Origin of the sequence: Streptomyces sp. NPDC056738, from assembly GCF_042790435.1 — a bacterium.
Taxonomy (GTDB): Bacteria; Actinomycetota; Actinomycetes; order Streptomycetales; family Streptomycetaceae; genus Streptomyces.
Genome location: NZ_JBHTZF010000027.1, coordinates 1 through 13,690 on the forward strand (window position 1 = coordinate 1; position 13,690 = coordinate 13,690).

Below are 13,690 nucleotides of genomic sequence, written 5' to 3' on the forward strand. Positions count from 1 at the left end.
CGCCTAACCGGCGAGAACACCATCTCCTGGCGCGACCCGACACCGCACACCAAACGGCAGATTCCGGGATGAAACAACAGGAGAAAACGACCTCTTAGCTTGTTCTTTATCTACCAAGATCTGCCTGGTTTGCCGATGGCCTTGAATGTCTCGGGGCGTTTGACGGTCTTGCCCACGTCGTAGCGGGGTGCGGGGTGGCGGTTCTTGGTCCCGGGCGGCCGTCCAGGACCGGCGCCACGAGGTTGGGGAACACGGGCCGGACAGGCGAGGTGAGGACGGATGTTCCTGAACCCGCGGCGGACCCGGGCCGGGGTGAGGCGTTCGGGCTTGACCGGTTTCTCCCAGGGGCGGCGGAGATCGGCGGCCAGCGGTCGGGCGAGGCGGAGCTGGGTGTGGGCGACGACCAGGAGCCAGGTCCAGCGGTCCGCCGCCTCGGGGGTACGGATCTTCGGAGTGGTCCAGCCGAGCGTCTGCTTTCCGAAACGGAAGGTGTGCTCAAGATCGAATCTCCTGAGGAACACCTGCCACCACAGGTCCACGTCCGCCGGGGCGGCGCCGGTCTTCGAGGACCACAGCCAGACCGGCGGGGCCTCTCGGTCCTTGGAGAGGTGCTCGACTTCGAGGCGGACCAAGGTGCCCTCGATGATGGGAAGTTCACCGTCGTGCTCCAGCCAGGCCGAGCGGTGGGTCAGCCTGGGATGGACCCGGTTCCATGCACGGGCTTCGGCCTTGCCGTAGTTCACTGTGTCGGTGGTCGTGGTGACCCCCGCTTCGGGCCAGGTCTCGGGTTTGGCGAAGCGGAACTCCGGCCCGTGCTTGGGCGGATGGCCGCCGCGGGGGTGGGCCCGGTGGAACTCCTCGCGCGAGGGTGCAGGACAGCGCATCACCCGGTCCGAGCGGATCCGGCCAACCAGCTCGACGGGCAGATCCCGCAGTACCCAGGCCAGGCGGGTGACGTCGTAGCCGGCGTCCATGACGATCGTGATGTCCGGGTCCCCGGGCGTCCACTGGCCGGCCGCGACGAGCCGCTCGACCACCGTCCTCAGCTGGGCGGCGGTGACCGCGGTCGCGTCGTCCTCGGGTCCGAGCCGGAGCACTCCAGGATCGATGTCCACGAGGTGGCCCCGGGCTCCAGGACGGCGACGAAGGAGTACGGCCAGCCCGGGATGAACTGCGAGGCGGACTTCGCCCGCCCGTAGACATGGCAGAACAGCCGGTCCGCCGAGCACGGCGCGTCCGAGCGCAGCCACGGTGACACGTCGACCGCGAGCACCAGGCGCCTGCCCTCGAAGCGCGGCAGGGGCATGTCGGCCAGCAGGGCCCGCAACCTGTGGACGTCGATCCGGCCGCGGTTGAGGGCTCCGTACAACGCTCCGTGCCCACGGCGGTGTTCGGGCACCAGCGTCAGATCCACCGGCGAGAGGACCGGGCCGTCCACACAGAGCACCGCGTCGGTGAGCTCGAACAGCTCATCCCGCCGGGCGGACAAGCACGCGTAGAACTGGCCCCGGAAGCGTGACGCTTCCGCGAACACTTCGCGCCGGACATCGCGGCACACCACACTCATGACAACGGCCTTCGGTTGATCCCGTATCTCTGTGACGGAGCACAGGATCAAGCGAAGGCCGCCCGCACGTCCGGCGAACGCCCAGACGAGCGACCCCGTTCGGGATGGCGTTCGAGGTGCTCCCCCTGCGGCCCGAGCTCGACCCCGAGTGCGATCATGGCAGGATGTCCGAGATAGCCGACCTGGTCACCGCCCGCTGGCCGCTCGCGCCGTCAAGCGCGACCGGCTGGCTGCTGGAGCTGGCCGATGATGACGGCCTCACCGGGTTCATGCCGCCGCCACTGCCCGACGCGGCCTGGGTGCTCAACGCCATGCACGAGCACGAACAAGGTCCGTCCGACATGTCGCACGACGAGTACCACCAGGACCAGGTAGCGGCCGGGCACATCCAACCCGAGATCATCGGGGGTATCGACCTCACAGAAGTAGGGACTGTCACGGGCGGCGGTCTGGGCCGCGCAGAACATCCCGGCCCCCGCTGGCGGCGCCTGCGCTGGGCCGAGCTCGCCCAGCGGACCGGTGATCCGCTGGTGCCCAACGGGTTGCTGCCCTCCTACCGCTGCTTTCCCTCGGCCAAGATGGACGGCAGCTGGCCACTTCATATCAGCCCGCCCACCGAGGGCAGCTTGGACCGCGAGACCTGGAACCGGCTGATCGGCATCCTCACCGAGCACAGCCCGGAGGGCACAGACACCCGCTGCCTGGCGTACTACAGCCCGTTGATGCTCGGCGCCACCGACTTCGAGAACCTGCACGTCCAAGCCGGCCGACTCAGCGACGCCGGAATCTTGTATGACAACCCCGAGGTCGACTTCAGCCCGTCCAACCTCTGGGCCGAGGACCACTCGTGGGTCGTCTGCACCGACTACGACCTGTGGGCCACCAAGGTGGCAGGCCCCGCACCGCTCATCGAGGCTCTCTTGAATGACAGCGATATCGAGGCGGTACGACTGCCCTGGGCCCCCTGAGCCTGACCTCCGCCCGAATTAGATAAAGAACAAGCTTAAAGAGCGTTTTGTCACGGCGAGGTTGTTTGGTGGCGCTTCATCGGGACGAGTTGAGAAGGCTTCTCGGGCAAGAGTGTCCCGTGTGATGGATGGGGCCCGCTGTCGTCCTTCGGTCGCCCGTTTCCATAAGTTCGATCCTGTCTGATCCCAGAGCGCCCCCGCTTAACCCCGTTTGCACCCTGCAGGGACGGGTCGACTGCCGGTACCACCGAAACATGACGCGACAACGCCCGTATCCCAGCGACCTCTCCGATGCACGTTGGGACCTGATCGGACCCACACTCACAGCCTGGCGGACCGAGCGCAGGAGCAAGGGCCTCCACATCGGCCGGCCGCCCGAGCACGACCTGCGCCGCATCATGGACGCCATCCTCTATGTCGACCGCACCGGCATTGCCTGGCGCTACCTGCCACACGATTTCCCACCGTGGGAGACGGTCTACGGCTACTTCGCCGCCTGGCAAAGAGAAGGCGTCTTCAGCCAACTCAACGGCCTCCTCCGCCGACTGGCGCGGGAGGCCGAGGGCCGCGACGGCGAGCCAACCGCCTGTGTGCTGGACGCGCAGAGCGTGAAGACCTCCGCGAACGTGCCCGCGGCCGGACAGGGCATCGACGCCGGCAAGAAAATCGCAGGTCGCAAGCGCCACATCGGGGTCGATACCCTCGGCCTGCTCCTGGCCGTCTGGGTCACCGCGGCGAGCGTTTCCGACAACGTCGGCGGCATGCACCTGATGTCCCGCATCGCCGCCACTCACCCTCGCGTGACCAAAGCATGGGCCGACACCGGCTACCGCACCAAAGCCATCGACCATGGCGCCCGCCTCGGTATCGACGTCGAAGTCGTCCACCGCGAGCCGGGAGTCAAAGGCTTCAAGGTGATCCCGCGGCGCTGGGTCGTCGAGCGAACGTTCGGCTGGCTCAAGCATCACCGCCGACTGGCCCGCGACTACGAAACCCACCCCCACCGCTCCGAAGCCATAATCCACGTCGCAATGATCGACCTCATGAGCCGACGACTCACCCGCGAATCCACGCCGAATTGGCGCGACACCTGAACCTCGAACCAAACAACCTCGCCGGGACAAAACGCTCTTTTAGCTTGTTCTTTAACTTCGTCCTGCTCCTGGCAGGGTGGCCAGCGGCCCTAGGCGTGATCATTCGAATCGGGATGCGATGGTCTGCGGTGCAGTTGCATACTCACCAGATGGCCTTGTTCCCTGGTCGGTTCCGCGATCCGCGCAGCACCGAGTACGACTTCATCAGCTCGATCATGGTGCGTTGCCCAAGTTGCGAGAAGGCCGCTCGGGTCGTTCTAGCGTCTGAAGACTGCGGGCCCAGCGGGCGGATGCTTTTCAGGCCGCGACGTCTGGTCTGCGGTAGCTGCGGACTGTCACGGGTGTGGAGCGGTCGTCATGTCACGCTCTCCCGTGGCACCGCTCAACCCGCGACGGATCCGTATTTCGGTGTGCCGCTGTGGCTCCAGATTGAGACCCGGCATGGGTGGTTGTGGGCCTACAACCTCGAACATCTCGACCTGATCCGCCGATTCGTCCAAGCATCGCTGCGCGAACGAGCCCCCTGGTACGACACCGGACAGAAGATGACGTTGGCGGCCCGCCTCCCGGTATGGATCAAGCGCGCGAAGAATCGAGACGAGGTCTTGCGTGCCGTCAGCCGGATCCATGCCTCACTGGTTGCCGCCTGAACTGTACAAAAGGCGTCCGAACGCCGCTCGAACTTGATCTCTGGCTATGCGGTTCAGCTGACGTGGGGGCGGCCTTCGTCTGATCATGTGCTCTGGCCAAGGTGCACGTGACCGAGACGAAGGCCGTGAGGGTGAGTCTGCTGCTTGATGCTGTTCGGAGGGAAGCGTTCGCTGAAGCGGCACGCTTCCGGGGTGAGTTCTACGAGTGTCTGACGGCCCGGCGCGATGAGTTGTTCGAGCTCGTGGACGCGGTGCTGTGTGCGGACGGGGCGGTGAAGTCCCCGGTGGATCTGACGCTGCTGCCCGAGCATCGTCGCGGGCACGGAGCGATGTACGGCGGCCTGAACCACGGCCGGATCGACGTTGGACGGCTCCAGACGGTGCTGGCCGGGCTGCCGCTGCCAGGGGGATGCCGTCCATCGGCTTACGCCGAGGGTGTGCGGCACTCGATCATCGGCCAGGTCACCGCTGAGGCGAGGTGACCACCGTGTTCGAGCAGCGATGGCCGGCCTCCGGCGGCCTCCAGGAAGCCCTACGGCCCGGTCGGAACTCTGGAGATACCATCGGCTCTCTTTGCGATCATCTAGGGAAACCGTGCGTCGACAAGGAAGGCTTGCAGACGAGGGGACCGGCACCGATCAGCAGACGTCTCTACCGCGCCCTCAACCCGCGCACCACTACCACCACCGCCACCACTCCCACCATCACGGCGACGCCCACGGCAACCCTGCTGGTGAGATCCATGAGTGCGAACACGGCGCCAACCCCTTCGGCAACGGCCCCGAACCGGGACGGGACCGACATGCCCAGACCATCGCACGCGACAGCAACCCGCATCCCGGATCTGAGGATGATCTGAGGTGACTTGCGGCCGGACCCGCCGGCGCGTCCCGGACCACACCAATCACTAATTCGATCACTCTCGCATTCAAACAGGCGAAGAACGCGCGATCTTCGAGGGGCGTGCGTCGGTCGTCCGTGCGCCGGACCCCGTCGGCAAGGCGCTGACGGTGCGCGGGCGTGCCTCAGCGGGTTCGGGCTCTCGACGGGCCGGCGGGGAGCAGCAGGGCGGTAGGCCGCGGCGGTGGCGACCCGGGGGTAGCGGTGCTGGTGCACCGGCATCGTTCCTCTACCGTCAGTAGAGGAACGCGGTAGAGTGGGGATATGGCAACGGACGAGACGAGCATCAAGGTGAGTGCGGCTGCGCGGGACCGGCTGGCGCGGTTGGCGGCCGAGCACGGTACGACCATCCGCAGCCTGGTCGAGGAGCTGGCGCAGAGCACGCCGACGCAGGCCGAATACGCCGAGCGCGCCGAGTTGGCCCGCGCCGAGCTCATCTCCGCCCTCGGCAGCGCGCCGAGTCCGGAAGCGGAAGCGAAGGCCCGGGCTCTGCTGGAGCGCTTGGGCGGGGCGCAGCACGGCTCGCAGACGGCCGCGTAGTGGCGGCGGTCTCGGTCGTTTTGGACCACACCACCGCTACCGCTCTGTACGACCCGAAGGGCCCGTTCAACGAGGCGGTCGCCGCGTTCTACGTCCAGGCTTCCGGCGGACTCGGTGATCTGTCCGCGCCGGTGCTGTCACTGACGGCCGGCGACACCGAACGGCCCGGACTGCTCGGCTACATCAAGGGACTGCGGTTCATCCGGATCGAGGCGTTCGACACCGACGCCGCGGTCACCGCCACCGAACTGCTCCGCTTCGGCCACTCCTGGGCCGCCGTCCACGCCATCCACGCCGCACGGCCCTCCGCCGCTCACCCTGCCGGGCGCTACCTGCTCACCCTGACCCCCAAGGCGTACGCGGGCACCGGCGTTCAAGCCGTCCACCCCGACCAATAGCCATCCGCGCCACGGCGGCAGAGGACGGTCGCAGCCTGCCAGACCCCGGTTCATCCCCTCGGACCGCCTGTGGAGCGGGGGCCAAGCGATGGCAGTTCGGGTCGGTGGCGGAAGTGGCGGCGGTCCCAGGATGGTCGTCACCGAAGTCTCCGACCTCCTGATCAAATGGCCTGGTCAAGGCCGTACCCTGCCTCTCCACACACATGATCCGGGAGTGGGCAGTGAACAACGCCGTTTATCGAAGATGCGCAGCCGGTGCTGCGGCCCTGGCTCTGGTTCTCGGGGCGATGGGGTGTGGTGCCAAGGACTCCGCGGCAGCGCACGCGCCGGCCGGCGGAAACGGCAAGCAAGCGGACGGTTCCGAGGCCTCGAAGACGAAGAAGTCGACCGCCCGCGTTCCGGTGCTGATTCAGGACCGGCTGGAAGAGGCGGTCCTCGATGAGCGGGACCTTCCCGGGGTCAGCGTCAACACGATCGGGGTGGGCACGGATGGCGTGGGCGACGGTGTCGTCCACGCCATCCCTCACAGTGCCACACAGCCCTCGGCATGCGGACCGGTCGGCAGCGCTCTCGTCGGCAGCAGTCGGTTCACGCCGGTCGCCAGCGTGATGCGCATGGCCCAGAGCAAGAGCGGCCTGGCCACGTTCTACCTGGTCTCCTACCGGCACCAAGACGCGGTCCGGGTTGTCGACGAACTCCGCACGGCCCTGCGGACCTGCAGGGCCTTCACCTCGCCAACGCTTACCGGCGGTGCCGAGAAGGTATCGCCCACCGACGACCCGACCACCGGGGACGAGGGAGTGTCCTTCCGGATCACCGGATTGATGAAGACGCCGGGGAAGAACCCGATCCAGATCCCCGAGAGCGTCATCGTCATCCGCTCGGGCTCCACACTCGCCATCTTCAACGCCATGGAAACCATCCCTCGCGCAGGCATCTATCCGAAGGTGCCCGCCGACATCGTGACGGCCCAGGTGAAAGTACTGAGCACGGGAGCACACGCCACCCGCTAGCCCGGGCAACCTCCGAGACCGGCGGCCTCGTCGGAGGCCTCCACACAGCTCGGCTCAATATCGCATTCAGGGGTGGGAGGCGAGCTGGGCGGTGACGTTCGGAGCGGGCCGGATCGGATGAGGCGGAGGCCTGGCGAATCAGTCGTTGGCGGTCCGCGTCGGGACGCCGTGACGGCGGAAGGCATGACGATTTCGTCATGTACGGTGGGTGCATGACGGAACAGAGCATCTACCGGCATCTCCATGAGTTCCGTGAAACGTTCGACCGCCCGGAGTCACTGGCCTGGCCGGAGATCAGTCATGGCCAGTTGCTGATGATGATGAGCCCGAAGAAGCAGCATCAGCTGGTTGCTCATCGCCTGCGCACCCAACTGGAGCCGCAATTGGGCGCGGACCTGGTCCTCATGCTCGAAACCGACATGGAGGATGCCGGACTCGGCATCCTGCGCGTGCCGGACCTCGTCGTGATCGACGAGGAGGAGGCCGTGGCCGACAGCGACGCCATCGACCCCCGGCGTTGCCATCTGGTGATCGAGATTGTTTCCCCGTCGAATCCCAGCAACGACTACGAAGGCAAGCTGCGTGACTACCCGGCCATGGGAGTGCCGCACTACCTGATCGTCGATCCCCGCGACGGGAGCGCGGTCCATCACTGGGCACCGGTAAACCGAAGCGGCGTGCCGACGTATGACAACAGACAGCACTACGCGTTCTCGGACACCATCACGGTCGCCGGCTGGAAGATCGACACTGCCGGCCTGCCCCGCTACAGCCGGGACGGACAGTGAACGACACCGCAGACCTGGTACGACGCTGGCGCCACCAACGGGGCATGTCCCAGGCGCGCCTGGCCGAGCTCGCCGGTACCGGGCAGGCCGCAATCTCACGCATAGAATCCGGACGCGATCTGCCCACCCTGGTACTTCTGGACCGTATCGCCTCGGCACTGGACTGCCAGTTGACGGTCGCTTTCACGTCCCACTCCGGACATACGCCGCCAACGACTTGAGCTTGCCCTCCCAGTGAGAGGAGCGTGCTGAGAGCTGTCGCCCTGGCATCTGCCTGCGCTGCCATGGGCTATGTGTCCACGCTGGATGCCACCTGCCTCCCTGCTCGCCAGAATCAGCGGTCTCATCTCTCGTGGCAGCCGCTGGATCCAACTCCTCCCCTGCCAAGGGAGGCCGCCGAGGGCAGACGTCTGTGGTGGCGGCAGACCAACTCGGCGGGCGGTGGGCCCGGCCGCGCGGGGCCGGGTACAAACCGGGTTCCGTTGGTCCGCGTCGCACCGTGATCGTGCGGTTCCGGGCCCCGAACTCCCCGGGAACCGTCCCTTCTCTCGTGGGTGTTGTTGGCTCACCCAGTGCCGTTGGGATCCTGGGAGAAGATTCACGGCCTGACCAGCGGCCGCTCCGGCACAATCCCAGGATGATCAGCAACCGGATCACCTATCGCACGGCAGACGGTGTCCGCATACCCGGCTTCCCGGAAGGCGGCGAGGCCTCCGCACACGAGCTGGCGGACTGGAAGTTCTGCGAACCGAAGAGCTGGCTCACGCCCGAGCTGTTGGTCGCCGAGGTCCGCGACACCATCGACCAACTGAACGGGCGGCCCGACTCGACCGGCCGCTGCCTGGCCGCCGTCGACATCTTCCTCGCCGACCGGACCGAGGCGAACCGGGCCGCGGCCCGCGCCGCGTTCCTGAACATCCCAAAATCGCAGCGCCGAATCGGAGAGAACCCCTCCGATCGCGCCGTGTCCGCCAGCCCTGAAGATCGTTTCACTAATGATCGCGTACACGGGCCCGAACCTGATGCGCGAGAGCTGAGGGCTCTTGCTTCCGCGCCCGGTCAAGAGTCCTCAGCCGCAGCCCGGCCCCTGCACGCTCTGGCAGGGGCCGGGTAACCTGCCGGCACACGCTGGTGCCGATCAATGGTTGCCGCGACGATCACCGTAGCGACGAACCGGTTCCCTCCGATTCTGTGGCGAGGCCCGCTACGCCTCGGCGTGGACGACGGTGTGAGAACCTTCCGCGGCCACAACACGGATCCCTTCCTCCTCGTCGCAGAGCAGTGACGCGCGGCGCACCCGCATCTCCCACTCCGGCGGCCAGCGGGTCGTGTCGTCCCAGAGGATTCCGTCCAGCAGCAGCCCGTCCAGTTGGGCGTTCGTGAGATCCGCGCCGACGAAATCGTTGCTGGCCTGCTCAACTTCGACGACAGCCTTCGCCAGCGCAGTTGCCTCTTCACAGCCGCGGGCCAGATCGTCGATCAGGTCCTGGGCGATGGCGTTGACTCCGAACAGGTATGAGCGGCCCGCCGTTTCCAGTGCCTCGATGGTGGGGGCGAATTCTTCGTCCAGCAGTTCCCGAATGCTGTGGAGTTCACCGACGAGCCGCTCGGCAGGGTGGGCGAGTGTCTCCTCCACCGCACCGAGATAATCCGGGCGGACCGGGGCTTGCAAGCACCGGTTGGACTCGGGCAGTTGAGACATGCCCACGAGATGGCACCGCAGGTCATCCAGCACGCTCTCGACACGGCCCATCGGCTGTGCGGCCTCACTCAGAAGATCACACAAGTCCTGGACGATGCGGACTGCGGCCCGCATGGCTTCGGCCAAATCCCGGGGCCAGTAGAGGCGTACCAGCCGCAGGGCTTCCTCACGGTGCTTGACGCGGATGGCGGCGGGACGGTGCGACAAGGCTCCCCGCTCGCTCAGATGGGCTTGAGCCGTGGTGTTGTGCCGGGCCAGCGCGTCGCAGACATCCCGGGACAGGCGGCGGTTGACACTGTTTCCCAGAGTGCGGTGCGTCGCGGCCAGGAGACGGTCCAAAGCGAGATCCGAAGAGCGCAGTTCGGGCGGCCCCCCGAGCGCGTTGAGACGGTCGTTCACGGCGATGCCGAGCTGGTCGTGCACTGCTGCCAGCAGGGTGTCGAGGTCGTCGGTGTGGCGACGTCCAGCCCCGACGGGGCTGCGGGGCTCATTGCCGGTCATGCCTTCCCCCTCTCGTTGACGAAGCGTCCTTCCAGGTGCAGGCCCTGCTTCAGGGCCGCCCGGGCGCGCGCAAGGTTTTGGCGGACGGCCGCCTGCGTGGTGCCCATGGCCCGCGCGCTCTCCTGCGTGGTGAAGCCGTCCAGATGCCAGGCCATCGCGGCGCGCTGCTTGGCCGGCAGCTGCAGCAGCAAGGAGATCACTCGGCGTTGTTCTTCACCGAGTTCGGCGGCGCAGGTCGGGGTGTCCCAGCGCAGGCTGGTGGGCGGTTCCGGCAGATCCGCGCAGGTTTCCTCGAGTTTCACCTGCTGGCTCACCCAGGACCGCCAGGCCACGGTGCGCAGCCAGGCGCGGGGGTAGCTGATGGAGACGCCGGGGGCGCACATCTGGGTGAAGGCGTCCTGGGCGGCGTCCTGGGCTTCGGCCCACGACGCCCCGTGCAGGAGCAAGAAGCGAACGAGCGCCGGGTACTGCTCGTCATGCAGGACGCCGGCGAGATGAATGCCCGGCTGCGGGGTGGCAGTCCTCTCGAGGGGCTCGGCCAGATGGAGGTCAGTACTGAGGGCGTCCTCCACGCTCATCACCCCCGACACAGCCGTCCGGAACCGCGTCAGAACAGCGGGGGACGGGGTGGGAAGCCGACGGGGCCGGTGAGATCAGGCAGCGGAACCGGTCGGTGCGGGCGGCCTCCGTGATGAGCGTCCTCTCCACGGACGCCTTCGCCCTCCCCTGCGCGATTCCCACTATGCCGTTGACGACACTCACTGCCACGCTTACCACCGCTCCCACGATCACAGGCTCCATGCCGCACTCTTCCCCTTGCGAATGACCACCCGGCTCTGCCGCGTGCACCACAACAGTGCTGATTTCCGGGCCAGTTGTGACATTGGGCTGGTCACGCGGGTGCAGCACAGCACCATGGCTCCCCAAGCGCGCCACGCGTTCCGTGCGGGCGACCCCCGCGCTCTGGTTCCGGCCCGACCCCGGTATCACCATGGCGAGTTGGGCTGCCGCGTCGCGGCGCCGCTCGAAGGGCGTCTCACCCGAGGCCGGGTAGCCGCGCATGCCAGTACGGCAGTCCGCACGGCGCGTCCGGGGCGCCTCCAGCGTCCGGCACCGGCCGTCCCCTCAGGCCGGAAATTCGGGCCGCTTTCATGACCCCGGCGTTCCACCTGCGCCCTTCACGTGTGCTCCCCGGTGGAGCGCGGCGGCGTCCTGGTACGGGCGGGTGTAGCGGGCGGCGGTGCTGAAGGTGAGGCCGAACAGTTCGCAGATCATGCGGGCATCCCCTGCGGCGCGGGCTTCGTCGACGAGACGATCGGCGTGCAGGAGGTGGCTGGAGGCGGGGTAGCGGCGGTAGAGCCAGGGACGGCTGACAGGTGTGGTGGAGATCGCGGTCTTGCGGGTGAGGAAGAGGTGGGGGTTGGCGGTGCGGGGCCAGGTCGCGGTTCGGTGGGCGAGGTAGGCGCTCAGGCGGGCTGTGACCGGGTCGGCGAGCAGGACGGTGCGATCCGGCAGGTGGAGCCGGCTCTGGTCGAGGTCGCGCAGGCTCTCGAGGGTGAGGGTGCGGATCTCGGTGGTGCGCAGGGCATGGAAGGCAAGCAGCGCGGTCACGGCGGCGCGGGCCGCATCGGGGGACGTGAGGGCCTCGCGGATCGGGCCAGGGTCGGCCGGCAGCGGGATGCCGCGGTTCAGGGTGCCGACGCGCAGGTGGACTGCGGGGTTGCCCGGTGCGCCGTGGTGGGTGTGCAGGAAGGTGAAGACGGTGCGCAGGGCGGAGGCGGTGTCGGTGTAGTCGTTGCCCCTCAGGCGGCAGGCGTCCAGGTTCTGGCGGAGTCGGACGGCACTGACGTGGGTGAGGTCGTCCACGCCTGCCGCAGCGAGGCGTGCGAGAACGGGCAGGGCGAACTGCAGGTGGTGGCGTCCCCGTGGGCGCCGCAGCGTCAGCCACAGGCGCGGCCTGTGCCACAGGACGTGGCAGGTACAGCTGGTACGGGTCCGCCGGGTGCGGTGGGCCGCCAACTCGGCCGCCCATTCCTCGTGTCACCTGGAGCGCTGGTCGGCGGGCAACAGCCGTTCCAGCGCAGCCAGCACTTTTCCGGTGACCGTGAAGGAGGCAGCCGGACCGCAAAGCTCTGCGGAGGCCAGGTCATGACGCTCTCGGCTCACCTGGTTCAGGCCCGCCACCTTCGCCAATGGAGCGAAGACTTCGACGGTTTCGCGGGCCTCGCGTCGGCGGATGGCCAGGGACAGGAACGAGATGGTGCGCATGTGGGGGAGCCGGTCTGCGAGCCAGATGACCAGGACGGACGCGTCGAACGGGGCACACGGTCTGGGTCTGTCTCAAGGGGGCTGTCGGTAACGGGGCGAGCGGGGTAGCCGGGATCGCGCGTTGGAGGTCGGCGATGTACAGGCCGAACAGCTCGGCAACAGGGCATCATCACGGCCTACTCTATGGATGACGCGCCCGGCTCCAGCCTCGCGTCGTCCGCCGGACCGCGCCGTCCTGCCCGCTGATGGAGCTCCATGATCCTCACGCCTGACACGCTGGCCCGGCTGGGTGATCTGCTTCGCGAGTACGAGCCGACGTACGCCGTCCCGATCCGTGTCGAGCACTTGCAGTCGACGCAGCGCAGGCTCGCCGCAGGGGCGGTTGAGACCGAACGGACCTTCCTCGAAGTCGAGGTATCGGTGGCTCAGCCGAACAACGAGCCACAGCGCTGGCTGCTGAGCCTGGACTTCGACGAGGACGCCAGCAACCTCTTGGACGAAGGCGCGCAGGAGGCGGATCTCCGAACCGCGGCGCTGATCATCTCGGCGAACATCGACGAGTGGTGGCGCCGCAAGGACCACGAGATCGCCACCGCAGCCATCGGCAAGAGACTCTCGTAAGCGGTCGCCGTCGATCAGCCGGCTTGCGCCGCCGGGGACCTCGGCGGCGCCAGCGGACTCGCAACCGAGTTCGCGTGGCGAGGATCTCGGGGAACGGGATCGAGGGAGGCCGCCTGCCGGGGTGCGGTGAGTGGCGGGTGGCCGGATGCCCGGCTTTCTCACTGGAAGAAGGACCATGATGGCGCACGAAGAGGAGCCGGGCGCACCGGCGGCGACGGCGTCACACGCCGCCGTCCGGACTGGCACGTTCCCCGCGCACCCCTCCCTCGGCTCCAACAGCCGTGCCATGATGATGAGTTATGACTGAGGGGGAGGATGTGCCCAACCGTGCGATCCGGGTCCGGCTGGATGCCACCGCGAATCAGAGCGACATCGGCGCTCTGAAGAAGTGGCTGGAGCGAGAGAAGCCGCTGGAGGACCTGGTCCGAAACGGGGATCTGCGGATCCAGGAGAGCGCCGGAACCGACGAGCAGGGCGCAGACGAACACGGCACGCCCATGGGCGCCGGCATCGAGATCCTCATGCTGCTCTCCGGGGCGGCCGCGCAGACCTTGTTCGACACTGTGCTGAGGCAGGTGGGAAGAGGCGTCAAAGCCTGGTACGAAAACCGCCGTTCCGTGGAGAGCGGCGATCCGCCCGACTACGACGTCGACCCGGTGAACCTCGACGAGACGTAGACC

Annotated in this window: 15 protein-coding genes and 2 pseudogenes; 12 read left to right on the forward strand and 5 right to left on the reverse strand. The window is 67.6% G+C overall.

Features of this window, described 5'->3' with window-relative positions:
• Positions 1 to 110: 110 nt before the first annotated feature.
• Positions 111 to 1,567, reverse strand: a pseudogene (locus ACFRIC_RS40205) (NF041680 family putative transposase).
• A gap of 164 nt (positions 1,568 to 1,731) precedes the next feature.
• Here ACFRIC_RS40205 and ACFRIC_RS40210 point away from each other — a divergent pair.
• From ACFRIC_RS40210 to ACFRIC_RS40255, 10 genes and pseudogenes are all read left to right on the forward strand, one after another.
• Positions 1,732 to 2,535, forward strand: a complete 804-nt coding sequence (locus ACFRIC_RS40210; protein WP_382796813.1) for a hypothetical protein — start codon at positions 1,732 to 1,734, stop codon at positions 2,533 to 2,535.
• A gap of 254 nt (positions 2,536 to 2,789) precedes the next feature.
• Positions 2,790 to 3,629 carry an IS5 family transposase gene (locus ACFRIC_RS40215; RefSeq protein ID WP_382796814.1) on the forward strand — a complete coding sequence of 280 codons (840 nt, stop codon included), beginning with the start codon at positions 2,790 to 2,792 and terminating at the stop codon, positions 3,627 to 3,629.
• Positions 3,630 to 3,778: 149 nt separating this feature from the next.
• Positions 3,779 to 4,279, forward strand: coding sequence for a hypothetical protein (locus tag ACFRIC_RS40220; RefSeq protein ID WP_382796817.1), 501 nt, complete (start codon positions 3,779 to 3,781; stop codon positions 4,277 to 4,279).
• A gap of 131 nt (positions 4,280 to 4,410) precedes the next feature.
• Positions 4,411 to 4,683, forward strand: a pseudogene (locus ACFRIC_RS40225) (transposase); the annotation flags it as partial.
• 760 nt (positions 4,684 to 5,443) lie between these two features.
• Positions 5,444 to 5,719: a hypothetical protein gene (locus tag ACFRIC_RS40230; RefSeq protein WP_382796819.1), complete on the forward strand. Its 276-nt coding sequence runs from the start codon at positions 5,444 to 5,446 to the stop codon at positions 5,717 to 5,719.
• The gene (locus tag ACFRIC_RS40235; protein WP_382796820.1) at positions 5,719 to 6,117 is read left to right on the forward strand and encodes a hypothetical protein; all 399 of its coding nucleotides are present in this window, start codon (positions 5,719 to 5,721) and stop codon (positions 6,115 to 6,117) included. The genes ACFRIC_RS40230 and ACFRIC_RS40235 overlap by 1 nt, the downstream gene beginning before the upstream one ends.
• Before the next feature lie 221 nt (positions 6,118 to 6,338).
• Positions 6,339 to 7,130 (forward strand): hypothetical protein, encoded by a 792-nt coding sequence (locus ACFRIC_RS40240; protein WP_382796822.1) that lies wholly within the window; start codon positions 6,339 to 6,341, stop codon positions 7,128 to 7,130.
• Positions 7,131 to 7,342: 212 nt separating this feature from the next.
• Positions 7,343 to 7,918: a Uma2 family endonuclease gene (locus ACFRIC_RS40245; RefSeq protein ID WP_382796824.1), complete on the forward strand. Its 576-nt coding sequence runs from the start codon at positions 7,343 to 7,345 to the stop codon at positions 7,916 to 7,918.
• Positions 7,915 to 8,139: a helix-turn-helix transcriptional regulator gene (locus ACFRIC_RS40250; RefSeq protein ID WP_382796826.1), complete on the forward strand. Its 225-nt coding sequence runs from the start codon at positions 7,915 to 7,917 to the stop codon at positions 8,137 to 8,139. Before ACFRIC_RS40245 ends, ACFRIC_RS40250 begins: the two co-directional genes overlap by 4 nt.
• A gap of 416 nt (positions 8,140 to 8,555) precedes the next feature.
• Entirely contained in the window at positions 8,556 to 9,032 is a 477-nt protein-coding gene (locus ACFRIC_RS40255; RefSeq protein ID WP_382796828.1) for a hypothetical protein, read from the forward strand.
• A 90-nt stretch (positions 9,033 to 9,122) separates the two neighbouring features.
• Here ACFRIC_RS40255 and ACFRIC_RS40260 read toward each other — a convergent pair whose 3' ends face one another.
• The 4 genes from ACFRIC_RS40260 to ACFRIC_RS40275 form a co-directional block, all read right to left on the reverse strand.
• Entirely contained in the window at positions 9,123 to 10,121 is a 999-nt protein-coding gene (locus ACFRIC_RS40260) for a hypothetical protein (protein ID WP_382796830.1), read from the reverse strand.
• Entirely contained in the window at positions 10,118 to 10,699 is a 582-nt protein-coding gene (locus ACFRIC_RS40265; protein ID WP_382796832.1) for an RNA polymerase sigma factor, read from the reverse strand. Before ACFRIC_RS40265 ends, ACFRIC_RS40260 begins: the two co-directional genes overlap by 4 nt.
• Positions 10,700 to 11,270: 571 nt before the next feature.
• Positions 11,271 to 11,987 (reverse strand): hypothetical protein, encoded by a 717-nt coding sequence (locus ACFRIC_RS40270; RefSeq protein ID WP_382796833.1) that lies wholly within the window; start codon positions 11,985 to 11,987, stop codon positions 11,271 to 11,273.
• A gap of 174 nt (positions 11,988 to 12,161) precedes the next feature.
• Positions 12,162 to 12,422 carry a hypothetical protein gene (locus tag ACFRIC_RS40275; protein ID WP_382796920.1) on the reverse strand — a complete coding sequence of 87 codons (261 nt, stop codon included), beginning with the start codon at positions 12,420 to 12,422 and terminating at the stop codon, positions 12,162 to 12,164.
• 222 nt (positions 12,423 to 12,644) lie between these two features.
• On the opposite strand from ACFRIC_RS40275, the gene ACFRIC_RS40280 reads away from it, so the two are divergent.
• Entirely contained in the window at positions 12,645 to 13,010 is a 366-nt protein-coding gene (locus tag ACFRIC_RS40280; protein ID WP_382796835.1) for a hypothetical protein, read from the forward strand.
• Between the two features lie 299 nt (positions 13,011 to 13,309).
• Entirely contained in the window at positions 13,310 to 13,687 is a 378-nt protein-coding gene (locus tag ACFRIC_RS40285; RefSeq protein ID WP_382796836.1) for a hypothetical protein, read from the forward strand.
• Positions 13,688 to 13,690 lie beyond the last annotated feature (3 nt).

What these genes read in the sequence shown, in the direction of transcription:
- ACFRIC_RS40210 (WP_382796813.1), top strand. Translation starts at nt 1,732, where the DNA reads ATGTCCGAGATAGCCGACCTGGTCACCGCCCGCTGGCCGCTCGCGCCG.
- ACFRIC_RS40215 (WP_382796814.1), top strand. Translation starts at nt 2,790, where the DNA reads ATGACGCGACAACGCCCGTATCCCAGCGACCTCTCCGATGCACGTTGG.
- ACFRIC_RS40220 (WP_382796817.1), top strand. Translation starts at nt 3,779, where the DNA reads ATGGCCTTGTTCCCTGGTCGGTTCCGCGATCCGCGCAGCACCGAGTAC.
- ACFRIC_RS40230 (WP_382796819.1), top strand. Translation starts at nt 5,444, where the DNA reads ATGGCAACGGACGAGACGAGCATCAAGGTGAGTGCGGCTGCGCGGGAC.
- ACFRIC_RS40245 (WP_382796824.1), top strand. Translation starts at nt 7,343, where the DNA reads ATGACGGAACAGAGCATCTACCGGCATCTCCATGAGTTCCGTGAAACG.
- ACFRIC_RS40255 (WP_382796828.1), top strand. Translation starts at nt 8,556, where the DNA reads ATGATCAGCAACCGGATCACCTATCGCACGGCAGACGGTGTCCGCATA.
- ACFRIC_RS40260 (WP_382796830.1), bottom strand. Translation starts at nt 10,121, where the DNA reads ATGACCGGCAATGAGCCCCGCAGCCCCGTCGGGGCTGGACGTCGCCAC.
- ACFRIC_RS40265 (WP_382796832.1), bottom strand. Translation starts at nt 10,699, where the DNA reads ATGAGCGTGGAGGACGCCCTCAGTACTGACCTCCATCTGGCCGAGCCC.
- ACFRIC_RS40280 (WP_382796835.1), top strand. Translation starts at nt 12,645, where the DNA reads ATGATCCTCACGCCTGACACGCTGGCCCGGCTGGGTGATCTGCTTCGC.
- ACFRIC_RS40285 (WP_382796836.1), top strand. Translation starts at nt 13,310, where the DNA reads ATGACTGAGGGGGAGGATGTGCCCAACCGTGCGATCCGGGTCCGGCTG.